This window comes from Phenylobacterium sp. LjRoot225 (assembly GCF_964252855.1).
Classification (GTDB): Bacteria; Pseudomonadota; Alphaproteobacteria; order Caulobacterales; family Caulobacteraceae; genus Phenylobacterium.
This window is the reverse complement of sequence record NZ_CAXUPL020000001.1, coordinates 588,894-612,032: the sequence shown is the minus strand read 5'-3', so window position 1 is coordinate 612,032 and position 23,139 is coordinate 588,894. Positions and strand designations below refer to the sequence as shown.

Below are 23,139 nucleotides of genomic sequence, written 5' to 3'. Positions count from 1 at the left end.
ACCGCGCGAGCGGCGCCGGGTGGGCGTGACATATCTCTTCGCCCCATCATGCCATGGCACCTTAGCGCTCAAGGCCGCGCTGCGGATACGATCCGAGCGTGGATGTCTTCAGTGGACGCGTTCGAAGGCTAGGCTCACGCCCTGGCCCACGCCGACGCACATGGTGGCGAGCCCGTAGCGCCCGCCGACCGCCTCCAGCTGGCGAACGCCCGTGACCACGAGCCTCGCGCCGCTCGCGCCCAGCGGATGCCCGAGGGCGATGGCGCCGCCGTTCGGATTCACCTGCTCTGCGTCGTCCGGCAGCCCAAGCTCACGAAGCACCGCGAGCGCCTGGCTGGCGAAGGCCTCGTTCAGCTCGATCGTGGCGAAATCCGAGATCTTCATCGAAAGCCGCGCGAGCAGCTTCTGCGTCGACCCGACGGGCCCCAGCCCCATGACCCGCGGCGCCAGCGCCGCCGACGCCATGCCGAGGATCCGCGCCCGCGGCCGCAGGCCCAGCGCCTGCACGGCCTCCGCCGAGGCGACCACGATCGCCGCCGCGCCGTCGTTGACGCCCGACGCATTTCCGGCGGTGACCGTGCCGCCTGGCCGCACGATCGGCTTGAGGCCGGCCAGCGCTGCGCGCGTCGCGTCGCGCCGGATGTGCTCGTCGGTCGCAAACGGCTCGACGTCCTTGCCGCGCCGAACCTGCACCGCGACGATCTCGTCGGCGAAAAATCCGCGCTCCGCCGCGCCGGCGGCGCGCTGCTGCGAGCGAACGGCGAAGGCGTCCTGGTCCTCGCGCGAGATGTTGCGCTCTTCGGCCACGGTCTCCGCGGTCTCAGGCATGGTGTCGACGCCGTAGCGCGCCTGCATCGCCGGATTGACGAACCGCCAGCCGATGGTCGTGTCGTAAACCTCGGCCGTCCGCTGGAAGGGCGCGCTCGCCTTGGGCAAGACGAAGGGCGCACGGCTCATGCTTTCGACGCCGCCGGCGATCGCGAGTTCGATCTCGCCGGCCGCGATCGCCCGAGCCGCCTGTCCGATCGCCTCCAGGCCCGAGGCGCAAAGGCGGTTTACGGTGACGCCGGGCGTGGTTTGCGGCAGCCCCGCGAGCAGCAGGCTCATGCGGGCGACGTTGCGGTTGTCTTCACCGGCCTGGTTGGCGCAGCCGAAGATCACCTCGTCGACGCGCTCGACGATCGCCGGGTTGCGCTCCGCCAGGGCGCGTATCGGCGCCGCGCCCAGGTCATCCGCCCGGATCGAGGAGAGCGCGCCGCCGTACCGGCCGAAAGCGGTGCGGACAGCGTCGCAGATGTAGACCGGGTTCATCATGAGGTTCCTGTGTGCACGGGCTGATCCGTCAGTTCGTCCACACCGGCCGGCGCCAGCCGTTCCCAGAACGGACCCCAGGTGGGGAACGCCCCCGGCAGGGCCGGCGGGAGGTCATGGCCCGGCCAGGCGTTGAACGGCGCGCGCGGCCGTTCGAGGACGTCGGCGGCGTACCAATGCCGCTCTCGCCGGCGCGCGAAGTACCACTGCCCGCCCTGCCGCACGTAGTCGTCGAAATAGCAGATGGCCATGACGATCCAGCGGCCGCGATCTTCATGCTCGGCGCGGCAGTAGACGTGGCCTGCGGCGTGGTCGGCGTCCAGAAAATGGAACGCGTGCCCGCAGATCTGGTGGATCGAGCGATAGAAGGTGGTCAGCGGCCCCTCGATGGTCTTCCGCAGCGCCTCTCGGCCCACGCCGTGTCGCCCGCAGTCGACGTCATCCGGAAACAGCGACAGCCAGGTTTCGATGTCGCGCCCGTCAACGGCGAGCGCGTAGCGCATCGGCAGCTGCTGGATCGCCAGCGAAGATTCGATCCGATCTAGGCGCTCGTCATGGTTTTCCATAGCGCTCTCCCGGTCGCCGTCTGCCGAAAGAAATGCCGCGCCGAGACGGCGCGGCAAGTAAAGGGAGGAACGCGCCGAAGGCGCTGACCGAGTTATCCTGGATTTCGGCGCCCTCCCGCAATCGCCGTTCGCCATAAGCCCTGACCGATCAGGAATACGATGGCGGCGCGATCTTCGCGCCCAAGCCCCGACTTCAGTTCCTTCCGTGCAGATAATGGTGAAGCGTGGCGTGGAAGTTGCTGATCGCGCGTTCCTGAACCGGACTGGGGCGCGCGCCGCGGAAGCCCTGCGACTTCATCCCCTTCTGCACCTCGCCGACATTGTCGAAGTCCTGCGCCAGGATCAGGCCCCAGTCGACGGTGCGCCAATCGCCCGCCACCTCGACCTCGACCTTCGGCGCCTCGCCCTCGGCGAAGCGCTCCAGGACATAGATCTCGAAGATGCAGCTGTCCGGGTCATCGCCGTTCGGCCGCGCCCGGTAGCCCAGCAGGTTGGTCGGCTGGTGCAGGAAGACCATGTTGGGGAAGATGTGCCAGTCGGTTCCGGCGGCCATCTGCTGCTCGACCGTGATCGTGGGCCAGGGCGTGCCGTTCTTCGCCGACGCCTCACGGTGGAACTGGGCGAAGGCCGCATAGACTTCGAACGGGGTCGCCGTCTCCGGCAGCTCCATCAGTCGTTCGCCGGCGGCCAGCATCTCTTCCGTCGTCGTCGCCTTCAGGGTGTTCCAGATCTCGCTGTTGAAGGCGTGCAGGCCCTGGCGCACATCGCCCTGCGGCCCGCCGAGCCGGGGACTCAACAGGCCGAACAGGGCCGTCGGCGCATAGCCGAACATGCCGTGCTTGCCCTTGGCCTGGCTGTAGGTGAGGTCGTCGAACAGCGGCAGCAACTGACGATGGGTCGTCTGGACGTGATAGCCCTCGTTGAAGGCCTCGAGCGCGACCTTCCAGTTGCACGGCAGGACGATCTGCTTGCGCCAGCGGTAGCGCATCTTGTCGAACTCGAAGGGATCGAGATGGGCCTTGGCCGGCTCCAGGAAGGCTTCGAGGGACTCGGCCTCCGGGTCCAGGTTGACGAACACCCAGCCGCCCCAGGTCTCCGCCCGCACCCGGCCCAGGCGGATCTCCTCGTCGGGCAGGCACTCGCCCCAGTCGCCCCGGTCGACAACCTCGACGGGCTCGCCCTCGAGGCTCCACTGCCAGCCATGGAAGCGGCAGTGGAACCGTCCCATGCGCCCGCACCCCGAGGTTAGCCGCCGACCGCGGTGCAGGCAGACGTTGAAGTAGGCGGCGATGGCGCCGTCATTGAGCCGCACGACGGTGACGGACTCATCGGCGATCTCGTAGGTGTAATAGTCGCCGGCATGGGGGATCTCCTCCTCCCGGCAGGCCATCTGCCACACCTTGGGCCACAGCCGCGTCTTTTCGAGCTGCAGCCAGTCCTTGGAGATGTAGGCCTCGGCCGGCACGAAATCCTCGCGCACCGGGGGGTTCGACAACGCAGCAACGGAATTCACAGGTCTGGCTCCACTCTGAAGCTCCCGGCCCCGGGAGCCGGCCCCTCGCCCAAAAGCGCCGCGCCTTTGGCAGGCGCGGCAGTTGGCTCACAAGGTGCGCTCGCGTGAGCGCAGCCGCAGTTTCCGAGATCGCCGGGCCCGTGCAACGGGCGGCCCCGAACCATCACATCACCGCTGAGTGGGGCGTGGGCCGCGCCGAGCTTTTACGTCGCTCGGGCGACTTCCTATCATGGCGGCATGAACGGCCCCGGCCCAGCTTCCGACATGACCATCCCCGGCCTGCTTCGCGACGCCGCGCGTCGTTACAAGGCTCGCCCGTCGCTGGTCGCCGCCGACGCGACGATCAGTTTCGAACGGCTCGACGTCGAAGCCGACCGGGCGGCGCGCGCCTTTCTGGCGACGGGGCTGCAGCCTGGTGAACGAGTCGCGGTCTGGGCGCCGAACGCCTGGGAATGGGTCGCCGCGGCGGTCGGCGCGCAACGTGTCGGCGGCGTGCTCGTCCCCCTGAACACGCGGCTGCGCGGCGGCGAGGTGGCCGACATCGTCCGGCGCGCCCAAGTGCGCCACCTGGTCTCGATCGGAGCCTTCCTCGGCCGATACTACCCCGACATGCTCCGCGGCGAGCTCATGCCCGACCTGCGGCGCATCACCGTGCTGGGCGCCGCCCAGGCCGGCGACGAGGACTGGGAACGCTTCCTGGCCCTGGGCGAGACTGTCCCCGACGGCGAGTTCGCCGATCGGGTCGCCGCCGTCCGGCCGACCGACGTCGCCGACATCATGTTCACTTCGGGCACGACCGGCGCGCCGAAAGGCGCCGTCTTCGACCATCGCCGCTCGATTCTCGGCGGTGCGGCCTGGCGCGACATCGCGGCCATGACCGACGAGGACCGGTACTGCGTCTTCGGCCCCTTCTCGCACAACGCCTCTTACAAGGCCGGATGGGTCGCGGGTCTGCTCACCGGCAGCACGGTCTACTGGCCCGAGGCCTACGACGCCGTCTCGATCCTCGACCTGATCGCGCGCAACCGCATCACGGTGATGGCGGCGCCGCCGACGGTTTGGCAGGACGTGCACGGCCATCCCAACCGCCAGGACTGGGACATCTCGAGCCTGCGGTTCCTGAGCACCGGCGCCACCACCATCCCGATCGAGCTGATCCGCCGGCTGAAGCGGGACTTCGTGGGGACGATCATCTCGACCGGATATGGCATGACCGAATGCTGCGGCTCGGCCACCCAGACCCTGCCCGGCGACGACGTCGAGCGTATCGTCCACACAGTCGGGCGGCCGATCCCCGGCACGGAGATCCGCATAGCGCGGCTGGACGGATCGACCGCCGAGACCGGCGAGGTCGGCGAGGTCCTGATCCGCGACGCCAAGCTGCTGATCGAATACCTCGACGACCCGCAGGCCACCCGCGAGGCGGTGGACGCCGAGGGCTGGCTGCATAGCGGCGACATGGGCGTGCTGGACGCGGAGGGCTACCTGAAGGTCACCGACCGGCTGAAGGACATGTACATCGTCGGCGGATTCAACGTCTATCCGGCCGAGATCGAACGGCAGATGAGCGCCCTGGAAGGGCTGCACAGCTGCGCGGTGATCGGCATCCCCGACGAGCGGCTGGGCGAGGTAGGCCAGGTCTTCATCGTCCGCAGCCCCGGCTCCAACCTGACCGAAGCGGAGGTGCTCGCCTGGAGCAAGACCAACCTGGCCAACTACAAGATCCCCCGGCGCGTGACCTTCGTCGACGACCTGCCGACCAACGCCACGGGCAAGGTCCTGAAGTTCGAGCTCCGGCGTATGGCCGAGAAGCTGGACTGACGCGGATGGAGGGCTGGGACCTCTCGTCGGACCATCACATGCCGCAGCTCGTACGGCGGGCGGCGGCCGCCTACGGCGACGACGTCTACCTGGTCGAGGAGGACGGTCGCACCCTCACCTTCCGCGAGCTCGAGACGAAGGTGGAGGAGGCTGCGCGCGCCCTGATCGCGCTCGGCGTCGAGGACGGCGACCGGGTGGCCATCTGGGCGCCGAACAGCGGCGCCTGGATCGTCGCGGCCTGCGCCATCCAGATGATCGGCGCGGTGATGACGCCGATCAACACCCGCTTCCGCGGCCAGGAGGCAGGCTACATCCTGGAAAAGTCCCGGGCCAAGGCCCTCTTCACCGTGGGCGGCTTCCTGGGATCCGACTACGTGCAGATGCTGCGCTCGGCGATGGGCGGCCCCGGAGGCGACGGGCCCATCAGCGGATTGCCGGCGTTGAAGGCCGTCGTCCTCTTCGACGAGCAACCGACCACCGACGGCGCCCTGAGCTGGCGCCGGTTGCTGAACGAGCTCGCGCCGCGCGAAGCCCTGCTTCAGCGCGAGGCCGCGGTCCGGCCGGAGACCCTCTGCGACATCCTCTTCACCAGCGGGACCACCGGCGCGCCGAAAGGGGCGATGCATTCCCATGGCCAGGCCCTGTGGATGGTCCAACTGTGGAACAAGGCGAACGACCTGCGCCGCGGCGACCGCGCCCTGATCGTCAATCCCTTCTTCCACTCGTTCGGCTATCGTTCGGGATGGGTGTCCGCCCTGCTGGCCGGCATGAGCGCCTATCCGACGGCGGTGTTCGACCCGGGCGAGGCGCTGCGACGGATTGAGGCTGAGCGGATCTCGGTGCTGATGGGCTCGCCGACCCTGTTCAACGCCATCCTCGACCACCCTGAGCGCGGCGCCTTCGACCTCTCGAGCCTCCGCGTCGGCCACACCGGCTCCTCGAACGTGCCGGTCGAGCTGATCCGCCGCGCCCGCGAGGAGCTGGGCTTCGAGCTCTTCCTGACCAGCTACGGCCTGACCGAGGCGACGGCGCTGGTCAGCGTCAACACCCCGGGCGACGATTTCGAGACCATCGCCCGCACGGTCGGGCGCGCCCTGCCCGGCACGGAGCTGAAGATCGCCGCGCCGAACGGCGAGGCCGGCGAACTTCTCGTGCGCGGTCCCAACGTCATGCAGGGCTATTTCGAAGACGCGGCGGCCACGGCCAAGGCGATCGACGCGGAAGGCTGGCTGCACACCGGCGATGTCGGGCGGATCGACGCCGAGGGGCGCCTGCGCATCCTCGACCGGCTGAAGGACGTGGTCATCGTCGGCGGCTTCAACGCCTATCCGGCCGAGATCGAGCACGCCCTCCTCGCGCACCCGGCGATCGCCGAGGCTGCGGTCATCGCCGCGCCCGACGCACGTATGGGCGAGGTCTGCGCCGCCTTCGTCGTGCTGAAGCCCGGCGCCTCGCTGGCGCTCGCCGAGCTGACAACCTGGGCGCGCGAGCGCCTCGCGAACTTCAAGGTTCCGCGGCATCTGTTCTTGGAAGAGGCCCTGCCCAAGACGCCGCTCGGCAAGGTGCAGAAGTTCGTGCTCAAGCAGGCCGCGCTCGAAAGGCTCGGGGTCGGCTGAGGTCGAACCGGTGGGCTACGGCAACGCCCTCTCCCCGCTGCGGGGAGAGGGAAGTGTCAGGGATCATCCCGGTCCAATCCGTCAGGAATCAATCCGGTTGCACACGCAGGCGACCGCACGCTCTGCAGGGGGGCAACAAGGATCCTCGTTCCACCGACCGGCGACGCGACGAGGCCCCGCCGCTCCTCACCCACCCCTCTCCCCACGCTGTGGGGAGAGGGCTCAAGAGCGGCGCCGGTTGTGTATCTCGCAGCCCTGAGAGCGAGGCTCAGAGGCGCATGAAGCGCTTGCCATTATCGTACATGATCGCACGCGCCTGTTCGTAGGGCAGCTCCGTCAAGGCTTCGCCGTAGAAGTCGCGCGGCTCCGGCACGCCCTCGGCGTGCGGATAGTCCGAGCCCATCAGGATGCAGTCGGCGGTGCCGATCCGCTCGACCACGCCCTTCACGTCGTCCTCAGGGTAGGCCACCGCAAAGCAGTGACGCTTGAAGATCGCGCTCGGCCGCTCCTTGAGCTGACCGCAGGGCCAGTAGCCGTTCTTGGCCATGCCCCGCATCTTGTCCATCTTCTCCAGGAAGCTCGGCACCCAGTTGGCTCCGTTCTCGACGGAGGCGATACGGATCTCCGGGAAGCGCTCGAAGAAGTTGTGGTAGATGATGTTGGCCATGGTGATCTGCACCGGCAGCTCCGAGTAGCAGAACATCCATTGCCACGCCGTCTGGCCCGTCCGCCGCGACTGCAGCGGGGTCTCGCCGAACTCCCGGATCAGCGGGTGCATGAAGTTGGCTTCGGACACGTGGAAGGTGACGGCCACCTTCGCATCGTTGAGGATCTGCCAGACGGGATCGAAGTAGGGGTCGGCCGGCGAGCGGCCGCCGGCGGGGCCCATCGGCATGCAGACCACCCGCACGCCGCGCTCCACCAGCCACCTGGCCTCGGCGATCGCGGCCTCCAGATCCCAGAGGCTCAGCAGGCCCGTGGAGAAGACGCGGTTCTGGTAGGCGAAGCCCCAGTGCTCGTGCAGGTATTCGTTGTAGGCGTGCAGGACCCGGGCGCCGGTCGCGTCCTGGGGAAAATAGCCGAAGGTCGAGACGAACTCGCCGACGAACAGGATGCAGCCCTCGACGCCGAACTCGTCGAGCTTCGCCAGGCGGGCGGCGGGCTCCATCATGTCCTCGGTCGGCAGGCCCCAGCCTTCGACGTTGGACTTGCCCTCCTTCATCGCTTGCAGCCATTCCTTCAGCTTGCCCGGCGGAGGCACCAGCCCCTGCGCATTCGATTCCGCGTTCTCGACCATGCGGTCGCCGATGTGCAGGCCGAAGCGGCCGTCGGGACCGACCTTGCGCGCGACCAGCCACTCCGCGTGTAGATCTTGCGGCAAATATTTGCGCAGGAAGTCGTAATCGCGCTCCCAGATGTGGGAATCGCAGTCGAAGATCGGCCCCTCATAGGTGGGCAGCACCTCGCCTATGGTTTTGACCTTGGCCATTCCCCTCTCCACATCTCTACTCCCGCAATAAAGCGGCGCTCTGTTAGTGTCTGAACACTAGGCCATGGGGCGCCGCCGGACGAGACGTGGGCGGCGGTGTTCATATCTCTGATGACTCGCCCCGAAGGCTCGATCATCGCCGGGACGCACAGTTGGTGAGCGCGCTCGGCGGACGGCGCCTCAAGGTCGGGTTGGAGCCGTCCGCAGGGCCGCCGCCACCGCCGTATCCATCTCCTCCAGACCGCTCCTCGGCACGACGTAGCGGGCCTGGTCGTCGATCTCGGCGATGTGCGCCGCGAGCTCCTCGACGCTCGGCGCGGCCGCTCCCGGCTTGAACCAGCCCTCGGTCAGGCCGACGAAGATGCGCGAGTATTTCCCGCCTAGGACGGAGTACATGTTCTGCGAGCTGTCGCAGGCGCCGCTCGCCAGGTAGCAGGCCATGGCGGCCACGAAGCTGGGATCCATGCCGTCGAGATAGTGGCGCGAGCGCTCCGCGGCCGCGGCGAGAAAATCCGCGTCGGGCCGCACGTCGCCGGGCTCTCCCCCCAGGCGTCCGCCGCGCGCGTTCGGGAACAGGCAGTTCACCGCCACGCCCGGCGGGGCCTCCTGGGCGATGACGTTCATCAGCCCGATCATCGCCGTCTTGGCGGCGCCGTAGTTCGCGCGGATGGGATTGCCGAAGATTCCCGATTGCGAGCTCACCAGGACGATCCGGCCGTAGCCCTGCTTCACCATCTGGCGATAGGCGGGCTGGGTGACGAAGAAGGCGCCCTTCACGTGCACCGCCAGCACCGCATCGATGTCGTCGGCCGTAAACTCGCCGAAGCGCCGGTTGCGCTGGTTGCCCGCGTTGCTGATCACCACGTCGACGCGGCCGAAGGCGTCCAGCGCCGCGCGGATGATCGCCTCGCCGCCGGCTTCCGTCGCCACCGTGTCGTAGTTCGCGACCGCCGTCCCGCCGGACCGGCGGATCTCGTCGACGACGCGATCGGCGTAATCGGCGGAGCCGCCCTCCCCGGTCGTCGAGCCGCCGAGATCGTTGACGACAACGGCCGCGCCGCGGCGCGCCAGCTCCTTGCAGAAGGCGGCGCCCAGGCCTCCGCCAGCGCCGGTGACCACCGCCACCTGATTGCGGAAATCAATCTCATCCATGACGCGCCCTTTCCGCAGCCGACACGCGCTAAGCCGGCCCTTGCGGGAAGCGCCTGTCGAACACCCCCTCGGCGATGCGGTTGAGCAGGACCTCGACCGCGCCGCCGGCGATCATCCAGCCGCGCGTGCGCCTCAGGCAATATTCGACGAGGCCGTCCTCGCTGTAGCCGGCCCCGCCCATGATCTGCATCGCCTCGTTGGCGCAGTCGAAGCCGGCGCGGTTGCAGGCCGCCTTGGCGATCGCCGTCTCCTCGGGCGAGGGAAAACCGGCGTCGGCGTTGGTCGCCGCGCGATAGAGCAGGAGCTGGGCCGCATCGAGCTTGATCTTCATCTCGGCGAACTTCCACTGCAGGCCCTGGAACTCGCAGAGATAACGGCCGAACTGCTTGCGGGTCTTGGCGTGCTCCACCGCCCGGTCGAAGGCGTAGCGGCCGAGCGCCAGGCTGCGCGCGGTGTTGCCGATCCGCTCGACGTTGAAGCCGGACATCTGCTGCTTGAAGCCGCCCGGCCCGAGCAGGACCTTCTCCTTGGGCACGTAGACATTGTCGAAGAACAGCGGGTTCCATTCCTCGCCGGACATGAAGCGCACCGGCTTGCCGAAGGTGAAGCCCTCCTGCCCCCGCTCGATCAGGACCGAGCCGATGTTGCCGGTGCCAGGGCCGTAGCGGACATAGACGAGGAAGACCGTCGCGTGCAGGCCGTGCGTCGTGAAGATCTTCTGGCCGCTGACCCGGAAGCCGTCGCCGTCGGGGACCGCGGTCGTGGTGAGTTCCGTCACGGCCGAGCCGGCGCCCGGTTCGGTCATGGCGACCGCGATCAGGCCGTCGCCCCTCAGCAGGGCCGCGAGATAGTCCGACTGCTGCTGCTCGGTGGCGAACTGGGCGAAGGTGCGGATCGCGCCGAAGTTGCCCGCCTGAACCACGTCGGCCGAGCGGGGGCAGACCGCCGCCACCTGCTCGATGGCGATCACCGCGTCCATGAGCGTGCCGCCCACCCCGCCCTTCTCCTCCGGGATGGTGATGCCGAGCAGGCCCTGCTCGGCCATGTCGCGCGCGACGTCCCACGGATACTCGTCGGAATGCGCCCGCGCCAAAGCATCGCTCGCCAGCCGCCGCTGAGCAAAGGCGGCGACCGCGTCGCGAAACAGTCTTTGTTCTTCGGAAAGCTCGAAGTTCATGTGGGTCTCTTCTGGCGAAGCGGTTTCACCGCCGCTTAGAGCAAATATCGCTCCGCCGAGAAGCTCTCGGCGCGCCTGCGGAGAACCGAACACAAGTGCGATGACTGGCCCGGCGGCCGGGACGCTGGATTGACACTCCAGGCCCCTAAATCCTTGGTGTTCCTCGAAGACGAGTGCGCCGGCGGCGCGTTGCGCTCCGGGCGCGGGGATGTGTGCTATGTCATTGGCCAACAAAGTGGTTTCGATCGAGGTGAGCGGCGAGATCGGCCTGCTGCTGGTCGATTCCCCGCCGGTGAACGCGCTCAGCCATGCGGTCCGCGAGGGCCTGCTCGCCGGCGTCGCGGACCTGAACGCCGATCCCGCGGTGAGGGTGATCGTGCTCGCCTGCCGCGGCCGCACCTTCTGCGCCGGCGCGGACATCACCGAGTTCGGCAAGCCCAAGCGCGACCCCTCGCTGCAACAGGCCATCGCGGGACTCGAGGCCTCGGCCAAGCCGCTCGTGGCCGCGCTGCATGGAACCGCCCTGGGCGGCGGTCTGGAGGTGGCGCTGGGCTGTCATTTCCGGGTCGCCGTTCCCACCGCGCGGATGGGTTTGCCGGAGATCAGTCTCGGCATCATCCCGGGCGCAGGCGGGACGCAGCGGCTGCCGCGCATCATCGGCCCCGAGAAGGCGCTGGAGCTCATCCTCTCCGGGAAGACCATCACCGCGGCCGAGGCGCTGGCGCTCGGGGTCATCGATGCGGTGCTCGAAGGCGAGCCTCTCGAGGTCGGGCAGGCTTTCGCCCGCCGCATCCTCGCCGAAGGCCTCGCGGCGACGCCGGTGCGCGAGCGCCAGGACAAGATCGCCGCGACGCGCCTCGATCCTGCCGCTTTCGAGGCGCTGGCGGAAAAACTGACGCGCGGCCGCGGCCGCGAGGCCGGTCCAGCCGCCGCGGTGGCGTCGGTGCGGCGCTCCTTCACCCAGCCGATCGACGACGCTCTGGCGGCGGACTCCGAAGTGAACGCCGAGCTGATCGCGGGCGGCCAGTCGCGCGCGCTGCGGCATCTCTTCTTCGCCGAGCGCGAAGCGGCCAAGGTTTCCGGCCTGCCCGCCGGCGTCGCGCCGCGCCCGGTCGCGCGGGCCGCCGTCATCGGCGCCGGCACCATGGGCGGCGGGATCGCCATGTCCTTCGCCGGCGCGGGCGTCCCAGTCACCCTGATCGACGCGACGCAGGACGCGCTGGACCGCGGATTGGACCGCCTGGCGGGCAACTACGCGGCCTCGGTGAAGCGCGGCTCCCTCTCCCAGGCGGAGATGGACAAGCGCATGGGCCTGATCTCCGGCGCCGTCGAGCGGAGCGCCGCGGCCGACTGCGACCTCGTCGTCGAGGCGGTGTTCGAGGACGAGGCGCTGAAGAAGGAGATCTTCGCCGAACTGGAGCGCGTCTGCCGGCCGGGGACAATCCTCGCCAGCAACACCTCGGCGCTGGACGTCGACGCCATCGCCGCGGCGCTGCAGCGCCCTGAGGACTTCGTCGGCATGCACTTCTTCGCGCCCGCCAACGTCATGAAGCTTCTGGAGGTGGTGCGCGCCGCCGACAGCGGACCGGAGGCGATCGTCACCGCCATGGCCGTGGGCCGAAAGATCGGCAAGGTCCCGGTGGTCTCGGGCAACTGCGATGGCTTCATCGGCAACCGCATGGTCGCCAAGCGCTCGGCCCAGGTCGACCTGTTGCTGCAGAAGGGCGCCATGCCGAAGGACGTCGACGACGCCCTGAAGGCCTTCGGCTTCCCGATGGGCCCGCTGGCGATCAACGACATGTCGGGCCTGGACATCGGCTGGTCGATCCGCAAGCGGCGCGGCACGCCGTTCCCGGTGGCCGATGCGATCTGCGAACGGGGATGGTTCGGCCAGAAGACCGGCCAGGGCTACTATCGCTACGCCGCCGGCGATCGCACGCCCCAGCCCAACCCGGAGGTCGAACAGCTGATCCTGGAAGTTGCGGCCCGGCTCGGCGTCGAGCGCCGGCCGATCGGCCAGGCCGAGATGATCGAGCGCATGCTCTATCCGCTGATCAACGAGGGCGCGCGCATTCTGGAGGAAGGCGTCGCCCAGCGCGCCTCGGACATCGATCTCGTCTGGATCAACGGCTACGGCTGGCCGCGCTGGACCGGCGGGCCGATGTTCTACGCCGACGAGGTGGGGCTCGCCCGCATCGCCGATCGCCTTGAAACCTTCGCCGCGGACACCCCCGGCGATCCGTCGCTAAAGCCTGCGCCGCTGCTCGCCGAGCTGGCCGGCCGCGGCTCCACCTTCGCCGAGTGGCAGAAGCAGCGCCTCGCCGCCTGACGTCCGCGCCTGTTGAGCCAGATGAATTTTTCGGAGCCTGAAATGAGCGATTTCCCGCCGCCCTTCACGATCGACTACAGCAAGTACAAGTTCCTGACCGTCGAGACCGGCGCCGACGGCGTCTGCGTCCTGACCATGAACGACCCGGAAAAGCTCAATTCCGTCGGTCCCCACAACCACTGGGAGCTCGAGCACATCTGGGTCGACCTGGCCCGCGACGAATCCATCAAGACCATCGTCTTCACCGGAGCTGGCCGCGCCTTCTCCGCCGGCGGCGACATCAAGAAGATGGCCGACCGGGCGCTCACCGAATACGGCCTGCAGTACGCCCTGCGCGTCCCGCAGAACACGCTGCGCCTCTTCGAGCACATGCTGCTCTGCCCGCAGCCGATCATCGCCGCGGTGAACGGCGACGCGATCGGACTCGGCACGACGCTGGCCCTGTTCTCGGACATGAGCCTGGTGGCCGACGACGCCCGGCTGGGCGACACCCACATCAAGGTGGGCCTGGTCGCGGGCGACGGCGGGGCGGTGGTCTGGCCGCTGCTGGTCGGCCCGCAGAAGGCCAAGGAATATCTGATGCGCGGCAAGCTGATCCGCGGCGCGGAAGCCGCCGACATGGGCCTGGTCAACTACGCGCATCCGAAGGCCGAGGTCCTCGAACGCGCGCTGGAGATCGCCCGGGAAATCGCCGCCCAGCCGGTGTGGGCGGTCCGCTGGTCGAAGGCCTCGGTGAACAAGCAGCTCAAGGCCCAGCTGAACCAGATCCTCGAACTGTCGATCGCCTACGAGTCGATGACCATGCTGACCCACGACTATGCGGCGGCGACGGACGCCTTCGCCAACAAGCAAACCCCCGTCTTCAAGGGCTACTGATTGGCCGCGGAACACAGAGGCTGGCGGCGACCGGAGCAGGTCCGGCGGGTCGCCGTCGTCGGCGCCGGCCTGATCGGCTCGGGCTGGCTCGCCGCCTTCCTGGGCCACGGGCTGGCGGTCGAGCTCTACGATCCTTCGCCCGATGCGGCGGAAAAGGCTCGCGCGCACGTCGCCCAGGCCTGGCCCGCCATGATCGCCCGCGGCCTGGCGCGGGACGCCGCGCCGCCGGCTTTCTCAGTCCATACGGACCTGGGCAGGGCCGTGGCCGGCGTCGATTTCGTCCAGGAGAGCACGCCGGAGCGCGCCGACCTCAAGCGGGCCCTGTTCGCCGAGCTCGATCGCCTCGCCGCGCCGGACGTGGTCGTCGCCAGCAGCACCTCCAGCCTGCCGATCAGCGAGCTGGTGACGGAGCTGGCGACGGCGAACCGCTTCGTCCTCGGCCACCCGTTCAATCCCGTGCACCTGATGCCGCTCGTGGAGCTCGGCGGGGGCGAGGCCACCGATCCCGCCGCGATCGATGCGGCACAGGCCCTCTATGTCGCCATGGGCAAGCATCCGGTGCGGCTGCGACGCGAGATCTTCGGCCACATCGCCAATCGGCTGACCAGCGCCATGTTCCGCGAGGCGGTCTCTCTGGTCGCCAGCGGGACCGCCAGCGTGGAGGACGTCGACGCGGCGATCCGCTACGGCCCGGCGCTCAAGTGGGCCATCCAGGGCCAGTTCACCACCTTCCACACCTCCGGCGGCGACGGCGGTCTGGCGGCCTTCCTGAAGCACTTCTCTCCGGGCGTCATCCGGCGCTGGGAAAGCATGACCACGCCCGATCTCGCCGATCCGGAGCTCCAGGCGCTGTTGGTCAGACAGATGGCCGAGGCCACGGCGGACCGCCCGGTGGCCGAGCTGGCCAAGGCGCAGGACCGCGCTTTGCTGGCCTTGCTGCAGATCCTCGACGAACGGTCGGACGAGTAGCGGCAGCGCGTCTTCAACTCAGCGGGACCAGCCCGCCGGCCTCGGCCAGGGCGTCGAGGTGGTGGTCCGCATCGCCGAACATCAGCTCGATGGCCGTCAGCCGCTTGAAGGCGTGGCCGATCTTGTATTCGGCCGTGAGCCCGATCGCGCCGTGCAGCTGCACCGCCTGCTGGCCCACGTACCGGCCGCCGGCGCCGATCTTCGCCTTGGCGGCCGCGACGTTGCGCCAGCGCTCCTCCGGCCCGCGCTCGAGCGACAGGGCCGCCAGGATCGCCATGCTGCGCGATAGCTCGGTCTGCATCAGCATCTCGACGGCCCGGTGCTGCAGGGCCTGGAAGCCGCCGATCGCGAAGCCGAACTGGGTGCGGGTCTTGAGGTACTCCGTCGTCATCTCCAGCATCTCGCTCATCACCCCGACGGCTTCGGCGCACAGGGCGGCGTTGGCCTCCTCGAACACCCGGGCGAGCAGCTCCGCGCCCTCGCCCGCGCGACCCATCAAGGCTTCGGCTGGAAGGGCGACGTCGGCGAGATGAAGGTCCGCCAGGGCGATTCCGTCGAAGCCCTCACGGCGACGCACGGTGACGCCGGCGAGGCCCGGGTCGAGGAGGAAGAGACTGACGCCCTCGGCGGTCCGCGCGCTGACGATCAGCTCGTCGGCGGCCGCGCCCGCCAGAACCGAAACCTTGGCCCCCTTCAACACCCAGCCGTCTGGCGCCCGAACCGCCGTGGTTCGAAGCTTCTCGACGGTGTGGCGCGGCCCCTGCGCTTCCTGGTGCGCAAGCGTCATGATGCGCTCGCCGGCCACGATTTGCGGAATGCGCGCCGCCTTCTGCGCCGGCGAAGCGGCGCGGCGCAGCAGGCCGCCAGCCATCACCACGGTCGCAAGATAGGGCTCCACCACCAGCCCGCGCCCGAACGCCTCCATGACGATCATCATTTCGACGCCGCCGCCGCCGAAGCCGCCGTCCTCCTCGGGGAAGGCCACGCCCAGCAGGCCCAGCTCGGCGATGTCGCGCCAGACGGCCCGGCTGAAGCCCAGGCTGTCTCGCAGGGCGTGGGCGCGCGCCTCGAAACCGTAGCGATCACGGACATAACCGCCGACCATGTCGGCGAGCAGCCGCTGCTCCTCGGAAAGCTCGAAATCCATCTGGGGCTCCTCAGAGGCCGAGGACGGTCTTGGCGATGATGTTGCGCTGGATCTCGTTCGATCCGCCGAAGATCGAGACCTTGCGCATGGTGAAGTAGTAGGGCGCGGCCGCGGCGACCCAACCGTCGTTGCTTACCTCATCCTCATGGTCGGCGATGGCGAGGCCCGCGGGGCCGGCCAGCTCCATGGCGAGCTCGGTCATGCGCTGCTGGAGCTCGGTGCCCTTGACCTTGAGGATCGAGGCGGCGGTGTTCGCCCCGCCGCCGTGCGCATCCGCGGCGACAACGCGCAACTGCGTCAGCTCGAGCGCCCGAAGCTCGACCTCCGCCTCGGCCAGCTTGCGGCGCAGCCGCTGGCGGTCGCGCTCATCGAGCACGCCCGCCTCGGCCAGCTCGGTCTCCAGCCGGCGCAACAAGGCCAGGCGCTCTTTGGAGAGGCCGATGCGCGCAATACCGCTGCGCTCATGGCCGAGCAGATGCTTGGCGTAATCCCAGCCGCGACCTTCCTCGCCGATGCGGTTCGCCACCGGAACCCTGGAATTGTCGAAGAAGGCCTCGTGCAGGTCCGAAACGCCGTCGATCGATTCGATCGGTCGGATCGTCAGGCCGGGCGTGCGCATGTCGATCAGCAGGAAGGTGATCCCCTGCTGTCGCTTGCCGCTATTGTCGGTCCGCACCAGGGCGAACATCCAGTCGGCGTGCTGGGCCTGGGTGGTCCAGATCTTCTGGCCGTTGACGACGTAGTCCTCGCCGTCGCGCACGGCGCTGGTCTTCAGCGCCGCCAGGTCAGAGCCGGCCCCCGGCTCGGAGAACCCCTGGCACCACCAGATGTCGATATTGGCCGTCGCCGGCAGGAACCGCCGCTTCTGCGCCTCGGAGCCGAACGCGGCGATGATCGGACCGATCATGTTGACGTTGAACGGCGAGCCTTCGGGCGCATGGGCGAGCGCCATCTCTTCCTGGAAGATGTAGCGCTGGGTCGGCGTCCAGCTCTGCCCGCCCCATTCGACCGGCCAGCCGGGGACGGCCCAGCCGCGGGCGTTCAGGATCCGCTGCCAGTCCACGATGTCCGCCTTCTCGAGATGCTGGCGGGCGATCATCTTGCTGCGCAGTTCGTGCGGCAGGGCTTGGCGCAGGAACGCCCGGACCTCGTCTCGGAAGGCGCGATCCTCGTTCGTGAAATCCAGGTTCATCAATCGCAATCCGAGGCGGGTAAGCCCAATCGGAATCCGGCCTTGGCGGCCGCGCGTCAACGAAAGGAGCGGGTCTCCCAGGAAGCCAGCACATGGCTGATATCCGAGGGGCGAAAGCGGCCTCTGGGCTCAAGCCTCGCCGATCTCGGTGGTTGCGGCGCGAACGTCCTCCACCTCGCAGCGGATCTCGCAGCGAACCCCCTCCGGCGCGAAGGTGAAGGCGACCTCGCCATGCAGGTCATGGGCGAGACTGCGCTGCAGGAGCCGCGTGCCGAATCCGGAGCGGGTGGGCGCCGCGACCGGAGGGCCGCCTTCCTCGATCCAGGAGAGCGTCAGCTGCTCGCCAGATGCGCTCCAGCTGATCGTCACGCGTCCCTCCGGAACGGACAGCGCTCCATACTTTGCGGCATTGGTGGCGAGCTCGTGCAGCGCGAGCGCGAGGGCGAGCGCGCGATGCGCCGCCAACCAGACCGGCGGGCCCGAGCGGTTGATCTGCGGCCGCTGCGTCGCTTCAAATGGCGCCATGGCGCTGGCCACGACGTCGGTGAGCCGCGCGCCGCGCCAGCTTTCCGCAGTCAGCAGGTCGTGCGCGGCGGCGAGCGCCACCAGCCGTGTTTCGAAAAGTTCCCGGGCGCTTGTCAGGTCGGGCGCGGAGCGCAGCGTTTGGGCCGCGATCGACTGCACGGTGGCGAGCGAGTTCTTCACCCGGTGATTGAGCTCGTTGATCAACAGCTGCTGCCGCTGTTCCGCGCGGCGCCGTTCGGTGACGTCATCGACCACGCCGACCACCCGCGTCAGCCGTCCATCCGGAGCTGGGAAGTAGTCGTTGACGCTGACGACGTCGCGGAGCGAGCCGTCAGGCAAGTGGATCCGATACTCGCGCTCCCGTCGCGTCTGACCGACGGCCTTGTCGGCGTACGCTTGATCGCGGATTCCTTGGAGATCGTTGCTCTCGATCCGCCTGTTCACGTCCTCGATCATGAGGGTCTCGTCAGGGCCGAACCCGAAGATCTCGCGCGCGCGAGCGTTGAGTGTCGCTTGTCTGGTCTCCAGGTCCATTTCAAAGACGCCGAGGCGCGCGACGGACATCGCGGCGTTCAGCCGACGATTGCTTTCCTCGACCGCCGCCTGGGCGCGCACCTGCTCTGTGACGTCGAATCCCTCGACGAAAATGCCCGTGACCTTGCCGTCCTCGCCGGTCACAGACTGCATGACATAGTCGATAAAGTGCACCTCTTCAGGACCTTCCGGGCTCTTCTTGAGGCGGGCCGGCTGCGCCCGCGCGACATGGCGTCCACCGGTGGCGTAGATGCGGTCCAGGATCTCGACGTAGGCTTGCTCAAGCGTGTCGGCGAAGACCTCCCGATGCGGCTTGCCGATGATGTCCCGCTTGCCGATCAGGCGCATGTAGGCTTCGTTGACGAAGTCGAAGATGTGGTCCGGCCCCCGGGTGATGCGGATGAAGCCGGGCGCCTGTTCGAACATCCGCCGCTGCTGCTCGGCCTGAGCGCCCGCCTTGCGCTCGGCGAGAACGCGCTCCGTGGTGTCCACCACGATCGCCAGGACGCCCGCGGGCCGGCCGCTCTCGTCCGGAACCGGAAAGTAGTCGATGTTCAACCAGAGCTGATCCGGCTTGCCCGTGCGTTGAAGCGTCACAGCCTGGTCGCGATATTCCACGGTCGCGCCGCCCAGAACGGGTTTCATGACCCGGTCTTCGAAGTCGGCGGACTCCGACCAACCCTCCCGCACCGTGGAGCCGAGCAACTGTGGGTGGCGGGCGCCGGCGATGGCGGCGTAGGCGTCGTTGTAGATCAGGACGCCGTGCTCGCCCCACCGCAACATCATGGGGACCGGCGACCGCAGCAGAATCCCCGTGGCGGTCTTCAGGCTCTGCGGCCAGGCGCTGAGCGGTCCGAGCGGGGTCGAGGCCCAGTCGTGTTTCGCGATCAGCTCCCCCGTCGCGCCGACGTCGCGCAGGAAAGCCGCCTCGTCGTCGTGAGAGTGGAGATTTCCCATTTCGAGCAACACGTTGGCGCCTAGGAAGCACACCATCCGTGGTCGAGGGCAAGCAACTAGGACGAGAACCGGAACTCGTGCTCCCACATGCACAGTCGTGCCTCAGGACTCGTTCCGCCGCTCCCAAACAAACGCCCGGCTCATGCGAGCCGGGCGGACCTGTCATTTGGGATCGCCGCCGCGCTAGGCGACCAGGGCTCGCGGCCGATGGTTGTCCTGAGACGAGCCGACCACCTCGGCCAGGCCCTCGAAATCCGAGCTGATGGTGGCGCGCATCACGGTCGGCGGCGGCGGGCTCGGGGCCTGCGGCAGAATGTGGTCGCGCTCCTGCAGCATGATCGCCAGGATCTCCTCCCCGCGGGTCTCGATCGTCTCGCGGGTGGCGAGCACGCTCAGGGCCAGGCGCTCGACGCCGCGCCGCGGCGGCAACAGGATTGTCACCACGCCCGCGCCGTCGTCGCGCGCCTCGGGCTCGATCAGCCAGCCTTGCTTGCGCAGCTCGACCAGCTCCTGGAGCCGCTCGCTGATGCGCACCCGGCGCTCCGGATCGGGCTCCTCGGCGTTCAGCCGGTGCAAGGCCGAGCGGATATGCATGTCCCGATAGCTCGACAGGATCAGCCGGCCCTGAGGGCTGTGCAACAGCGACTCGTCACGGCCGGCGTGCTCGAGGACGGCCTGCTCAGAGGCGCCCGGCACGACGTGCAGGTGCTGCAGGAGGTAGTTCGCCGCCGTCGAGAGCAGCACCGTCTCGCCGACCAGTTCGGCCACCTTATCGACGGCGCCCAGGACGGTGCCGCCCCGGAACAGGGCTGGGTCGACCCACGATCCCAACAAGGCGACCCGCGCCTTGGGGCTGTAGGTCCGCCGATAGCGGTTGTAGTGCAGATATCCCAGGCGGGTCAGCGACCGCAGCAGCTCCGAGGTGCTGGACTGCGGATAGGCCAGCGCCCGCGACATGTCCATGACCGTCGCCGACGGGTGATCCCGGTCAAAATATTCCAAGATTTCAAGCACCCGACGCGCCGATTTGATTGTGCGCTCTTCCCTGGTCGTCACGGCCTGCTCCCTTGCTGGCTGTCTTCGCCGGCTTGCTGAAGATCTACTCCCATTCTTGCGCTTGGCAAGGTTTTTCGAATTGCGTTCGATTTTTCGAACCCCTACGAAGCTGAGGCGGATTGTCACTGGGACCGCCCGGTCTGCCGCAGGCGCAGAGAATGAAGGGACCTAAGGTGATGGCTGGACGCGGCGGGACAGGCGGCGACGGCGCGCGCTCGCGCGCAATGAGCGGTCCCACCGCCGGGCCGCGAGCCATGTCCCGGGTCCTGCGCCTCCTCGACCTGCTCGCCGCCCGGCGCGGCGGCATGACGCTGTCGGAAGCGAGCGAGGCGCTGGACGTCGCGAAGAGCACCTTGCTGGCGTCTTTGAAGGCGCTGGTGACCGACGGCTTCCTGATCAGCGAGGGCGGGTCATATTCCCTCGGTCCGGCGAGCTATCGCCTCGCCGGGGGGATCCTGGCCTCATGGTCGATGCCGGATCTGATGCGGTCCTATGTCCGCGGCCTGGCCGATACGACGCAGGAGTCGGTGGGCTTCGGAATCGCCGACTGGGAGATCGGCCAGGTCATCTACACCGACGGCGTCAACAGCCCGCAGCCGGTGCATTACGCCATGCGGGTCGGCATCCGCGCCCCGCTCTACGCGAGCGCCGCCGGCCGGGTGTTGCTGGCCTACGCGCCTGAAGAGCGGCGGGCGGCGTACATGGCGCGCATGCCCTTCAAAGCGCTGACCGAGGCCACCCTGACCACCGCCGAGCGTCTCAACGAGAACCTCCAGTCCGTTCGACAGCTCGGCTACTGCGCCAGCTTCGGCGAGCTCCTGAAGGACACGGCGGCGATCGCCGTGCCGGTCTTCGACCCGAATGACGAGATCGTCGGCGCGCTCATGGTGGCCGCACCGCTCGAGCGGATGCGCGCCAACTTCGACCAGCTGCTGACCGCCCTGCAGTCGTTCGGCCGTCGGGCGTCCGGCCTCGAACCGCAGACGCAGGATCTACCCGCCGCCGAACCATCACCCATGTGAACGGTGCGCCGCTCCCACAGCACATGGCTGTCAAATTCCGGAGCACAGCGCCTATGCTCGGGCCAAGTTCGGCGAAGGCCGAGCATGAGGGAACTCTCCAGGGCAGCGCGGGCTGCGCGAAGGTGACCATGACTCCAGCCTATGACCTCGTGATCCGCGGCGGCTCCATCGTCGATGGCTCCGGCGCAGCGCCCTACACGGGCGATATCGGCGTCCGAGGCGACCGCATCGTCGCGGTCGGCGACGTGGACGGCTCCGGGGCCGTCGAGCTCGATGCGACCGGCATGGTCGTCACCCCGGGCTTCGTCGACGTGCACACCCATTACGACGGCCAGGTCACCTGGGAGCACCGCTTGGCGCCCTCCTCCCAGCACGGCGTCACGACGGTGGTCATGGGCAATTGCGGCGTGGGCTTCGCGCCGACCAAGAGCACCGACCATGAGCTCGTCATCAAGCTGATGGAGGGCGTGGAAGACATCCCCGAGGTGGTCATGGCCGAGGGCGTGCCGTGGAACTGGGAGAGCTTCCCGCAGTATCTGGAGGCGCTCTCGCAACGCGAGACCGACATCGACTTCGCCGCCCAGTTGCCGCACAGCCCCTTGCGCGTCTATGTGATGGGCGAGCGCGGGGCCAACCTCGAGCCGCCGACCCCTGACGACCTGGCGGAGATGCGGCGGCTGACCAAGGAAGCCGTCGAGGCCGGCGCCATCGGCGTCAGCACTTCGCGCCAGCTGGCCCACCGCTTCCGCGACGGCCGGCCCGCGCCCTCGACCGCCACCGAGGTCGACGAGCTGAAGGCGCTGGCGCTCGGCCTGCGCGACGCCGGCGCCGGCGTCTTCCAGCTGATCCCGAGCACCGACAAGCTCTCGCGCGACGAGTGGCAGGTGATCGAGACGCTCAACGAGACCTCTGGCCGGCCGGTGAATTTCAGCCTGCTGACGGGCAATGCCGTGACGGGCGGATACCAGGTGCTGGTGGACGGCCTCGCCAAGGCCGCCAGCGAAGGCCGCAAGATTCACGGCCAGTTCTATCCGCGGCCGATCGGCCAGCTGTTCGGCCTCGACCTCAGCTACCATCCGTTCTCGCTCAACCCGAGCTACAAGCAGATCGCCGACCTGCCGCTCGAGGAGAAGGTCGCCCGTATGCGCGACCCGGCGTTCCGGGCGCAGCTGCTCTCCGAGCAGCCGGAAGACCCGAACCCCTTCTTCCTCTGGGTGGTGTCGCAGACCCATCTGCTTTTCCCGCTGGGCGATCCGCCCAACTACAACCCCTCGCCCGAGGACAGCATCAAACGCCGCGCGGCCGTGCTGGGCGTCGGCGAACGCGAGCTGATGTACGACGAGCTGCTGCGCAACAACGGTCGCAGCATTCTCTATTGCCCGATGGGCAACACCCAGGACGACCGGTTCGACGCCGCCACCGACCTCTTCGGCAAGCCCGGCACGGTGCTGGGGCTCGGCGACGGGGGCGCCCACTACGGGATGATCTGCGACGCCGCCTATCCGACCTTCATGTTGACGCAGTATGTCCGCGAGCAGGGCGTGCTGCCCATCGAGATGGCCGTGCGCATGCTGGCCCGGGACACCGCCGAATCCGTCGGCCTCAACGATCGCGGCCTGCTGAAGGCCGGATATAAGGCGGACTTGAATGTCATCGACCTCGAGCGGCTGCATCTTTACGCCCCGCGGGTTCAGCGCGACCTTCCCGCGGGCGGCAAGCGGCTGACCCAGAGGTCGGACGGCTTCGAGGCGACCATCGTCTCGGGCCAGGTGACCTATCGCAAGGGCCGGCCCACCGGCGCCCTGCCCGGCCGCCTCGTTCGCGGCGGCAGGTCTGACCCGGCTGGCGTCGACGGCCAGCAGCTCGCCGCCGAATGAAAAATGAGCC

General features: G+C 68.6%; 17 protein-coding genes. 7 read left to right on the top strand and 10 right to left on the bottom strand.

What is annotated here, in order from left to right; translation table 11 throughout:
- Positions 1 to 108: 108 nt before the first annotated feature.
- The 3 genes from pcaF to ACSQ2B_RS02885 form a co-directional block, all read right to left on the bottom strand.
- On the bottom strand, positions 109 to 1,311 hold the full coding sequence (gene pcaF, locus ACSQ2B_RS02895; RefSeq protein WP_436047170.1) for a 3-oxoadipyl-CoA thiolase: 1,203 nt from the start codon (positions 1,309 to 1,311) through the stop codon (positions 109 to 111).
- Positions 1,311 to 1,934, bottom strand: coding sequence for a nuclear transport factor 2 family protein (locus ACSQ2B_RS02890; RefSeq protein ID WP_436047168.1), 624 nt, complete (start codon positions 1,932 to 1,934; stop codon positions 1,311 to 1,313). The genes pcaF and ACSQ2B_RS02890 overlap by 1 nt, the downstream gene beginning before the upstream one ends.
- 136 nt (positions 1,935 to 2,070) lie before the next feature.
- Positions 2,071 to 3,390 carry an aromatic ring-hydroxylating oxygenase subunit alpha gene (locus ACSQ2B_RS02885; RefSeq protein WP_436047166.1) on the bottom strand — a complete coding sequence of 440 codons (1,320 nt, stop codon included), beginning with the start codon at positions 3,388 to 3,390 and terminating at the stop codon, positions 2,071 to 2,073.
- A gap of 237 nt (positions 3,391 to 3,627) precedes the next feature.
- Between ACSQ2B_RS02885 and ACSQ2B_RS02880 the strand changes: the two genes are divergently transcribed.
- Both ACSQ2B_RS02880 and ACSQ2B_RS02875 read left to right on the top strand, forming a co-directional pair.
- A complete protein-coding gene (locus ACSQ2B_RS02880; RefSeq protein WP_436047165.1) occupies positions 3,628 to 5,211 on the top strand; it encodes an AMP-binding protein in 1,584 nt (527 codons plus the stop codon).
- 38 nt (positions 5,212 to 5,249) lie between these two features.
- Complete coding sequence (locus ACSQ2B_RS02875) at positions 5,250 to 6,827, top strand: AMP-binding protein (protein WP_436047163.1); 1,578 nt, start codon at positions 5,250 to 5,252, stop codon at positions 6,825 to 6,827.
- A 268-nt stretch (positions 6,828 to 7,095) separates the two neighbouring features.
- Here the strand turns inward: ACSQ2B_RS02875 and ACSQ2B_RS02870 are convergent, their stop codons facing one another.
- From ACSQ2B_RS02870 to ACSQ2B_RS02860, 3 genes are all read right to left on the bottom strand, one after another.
- Positions 7,096 to 8,316 carry an amidohydrolase family protein gene (locus ACSQ2B_RS02870; RefSeq protein WP_436047161.1) on the bottom strand — a complete coding sequence of 407 codons (1,221 nt, stop codon included), beginning with the start codon at positions 8,314 to 8,316 and terminating at the stop codon, positions 7,096 to 7,098.
- A 180-nt stretch (positions 8,317 to 8,496) separates the two neighbouring features.
- Positions 8,497 to 9,468 (bottom strand): SDR family NAD(P)-dependent oxidoreductase, encoded by a 972-nt coding sequence (locus tag ACSQ2B_RS02865; protein WP_436047159.1) that lies wholly within the window; start codon positions 9,466 to 9,468, stop codon positions 8,497 to 8,499.
- 28 nt (positions 9,469 to 9,496) lie between these two features.
- Positions 9,497 to 10,645, bottom strand: a complete 1,149-nt coding sequence (locus ACSQ2B_RS02860) for an acyl-CoA dehydrogenase family protein (RefSeq protein WP_436047157.1) — start codon at positions 10,643 to 10,645, stop codon at positions 9,497 to 9,499.
- A 217-nt stretch (positions 10,646 to 10,862) separates the two neighbouring features.
- On the opposite strand from ACSQ2B_RS02860, the gene ACSQ2B_RS02855 reads away from it, so the two are divergent.
- The 3 genes from ACSQ2B_RS02855 to ACSQ2B_RS02845 are packed head-to-tail and all read left to right on the top strand — an operon-like array spanning position 10,863 to position 14,819.
- Entirely contained in the window at positions 10,863 to 12,974 is a 2,112-nt protein-coding gene (locus ACSQ2B_RS02855) for a 3-hydroxyacyl-CoA dehydrogenase NAD-binding domain-containing protein (RefSeq protein WP_436047155.1), read from the top strand.
- Positions 12,975 to 13,016: 42 nt separating this feature from the next.
- Positions 13,017 to 13,850 (top strand): enoyl-CoA hydratase/isomerase family protein, encoded by an 834-nt coding sequence (locus tag ACSQ2B_RS02850; RefSeq protein ID WP_436047153.1) that lies wholly within the window; start codon positions 13,017 to 13,019, stop codon positions 13,848 to 13,850.
- Positions 13,851 to 14,819, top strand: coding sequence for a 3-hydroxyacyl-CoA dehydrogenase NAD-binding domain-containing protein (locus ACSQ2B_RS02845; RefSeq protein ID WP_436047152.1), 969 nt, complete (start codon positions 13,851 to 13,853; stop codon positions 14,817 to 14,819).
- Positions 14,820 to 14,832: 13 nt separating this feature from the next.
- Here ACSQ2B_RS02845 and ACSQ2B_RS02840 read toward each other — a convergent pair whose 3' ends face one another.
- The 4 genes from ACSQ2B_RS02840 to ACSQ2B_RS02825 all read right to left on the bottom strand — a co-directional run bounded on the left by ACSQ2B_RS02840 (position 14,833) and on the right by ACSQ2B_RS02825 (position 20,188).
- Positions 14,833 to 15,966, bottom strand: a complete 1,134-nt coding sequence (locus ACSQ2B_RS02840; RefSeq protein ID WP_436047150.1) for an acyl-CoA dehydrogenase family protein — start codon at positions 15,964 to 15,966, stop codon at positions 14,833 to 14,835.
- A gap of 10 nt (positions 15,967 to 15,976) precedes the next feature.
- The gene (locus ACSQ2B_RS02835; RefSeq protein WP_436047148.1) at positions 15,977 to 17,158 is read right to left on the bottom strand and encodes an acyl-CoA dehydrogenase family protein; all 1,182 of its coding nucleotides are present in this window, start codon (positions 17,156 to 17,158) and stop codon (positions 15,977 to 15,979) included.
- A gap of 129 nt (positions 17,159 to 17,287) precedes the next feature.
- Entirely contained in the window at positions 17,288 to 19,174 is a 1,887-nt protein-coding gene (locus ACSQ2B_RS02830; RefSeq protein WP_436049564.1) for an HWE histidine kinase domain-containing protein, read from the bottom strand.
- Between the two features lie 183 nt (positions 19,175 to 19,357).
- On the bottom strand, positions 19,358 to 20,188 hold the full coding sequence (locus ACSQ2B_RS02825) for a helix-turn-helix domain-containing protein (protein WP_436047146.1): 831 nt from the start codon (positions 20,186 to 20,188) through the stop codon (positions 19,358 to 19,360).
- A gap of 200 nt (positions 20,189 to 20,388) precedes the next feature.
- On the opposite strand from ACSQ2B_RS02825, the gene ACSQ2B_RS02820 reads away from it, so the two are divergent.
- Positions 20,389 to 21,252 carry an IclR family transcriptional regulator gene (locus tag ACSQ2B_RS02820; protein ID WP_436047144.1) on the top strand — a complete coding sequence of 288 codons (864 nt, stop codon included), beginning with the start codon at positions 20,389 to 20,391 and terminating at the stop codon, positions 21,250 to 21,252.
- Between the two features lie 128 nt (positions 21,253 to 21,380).
- Positions 21,381 to 23,129, top strand: a complete 1,749-nt coding sequence (locus ACSQ2B_RS02815; RefSeq protein WP_436047142.1) for an N-acyl-D-amino-acid deacylase family protein — start codon at positions 21,381 to 21,383, stop codon at positions 23,127 to 23,129.
- The last annotated feature ends 10 nt before the right edge of the window (positions 23,130 to 23,139 follow it).

Excerpts from the sequence above, each read along its gene's own strand:
- ACSQ2B_RS02870 (WP_436047161.1), bottom strand. The coding sequence starts at position 8,316 with ATGGCCAAGGTCAAAACCATAGGCGAGGTGCTGCCCACCTATGAGGGG.
- ACSQ2B_RS02880 (WP_436047165.1), top strand. The coding sequence starts at position 3,628 with ATGAACGGCCCCGGCCCAGCTTCCGACATGACCATCCCCGGCCTGCTT.
- ACSQ2B_RS02835 (WP_436047148.1), bottom strand. The coding sequence starts at position 17,158 with ATGAACCTGGATTTCACGAACGAGGATCGCGCCTTCCGAGACGAGGTC.
- ACSQ2B_RS02815 (WP_436047142.1), top strand. The coding sequence starts at position 21,381 with ATGACTCCAGCCTATGACCTCGTGATCCGCGGCGGCTCCATCGTCGAT.
- ACSQ2B_RS02875 (WP_436047163.1), top strand. The coding sequence starts at position 5,250 with ATGCCGCAGCTCGTACGGCGGGCGGCGGCCGCCTACGGCGACGACGTC.
- ACSQ2B_RS02850 (WP_436047153.1), top strand. The coding sequence starts at position 13,017 with ATGAGCGATTTCCCGCCGCCCTTCACGATCGACTACAGCAAGTACAAG.
- ACSQ2B_RS02830 (WP_436049564.1), bottom strand. The coding sequence starts at position 19,174 with ATGGGAAATCTCCACTCTCACGACGACGAGGCGGCTTTCCTGCGCGAC.
- ACSQ2B_RS02855 (WP_436047155.1), top strand. The coding sequence starts at position 10,863 with ATGTCATTGGCCAACAAAGTGGTTTCGATCGAGGTGAGCGGCGAGATC.
- ACSQ2B_RS02865 (WP_436047159.1), bottom strand. The coding sequence starts at position 9,468 with ATGGATGAGATTGATTTCCGCAATCAGGTGGCGGTGGTCACCGGCGCT.
- ACSQ2B_RS02840 (WP_436047150.1), bottom strand. The coding sequence starts at position 15,966 with ATGGATTTCGAGCTTTCCGAGGAGCAGCGGCTGCTCGCCGACATGGTC.
- pcaF (WP_436047170.1), bottom strand. The coding sequence starts at position 1,311 with ATGAACCCGGTCTACATCTGCGACGCTGTCCGCACCGCTTTCGGCCGG.
- ACSQ2B_RS02860 (WP_436047157.1), bottom strand. The coding sequence starts at position 10,645 with ATGAACTTCGAGCTTTCCGAAGAACAAAGACTGTTTCGCGACGCGGTC.
- ACSQ2B_RS02820 (WP_436047144.1), top strand. The coding sequence starts at position 20,389 with ATGAAGGGACCTAAGGTGATGGCTGGACGCGGCGGGACAGGCGGCGAC.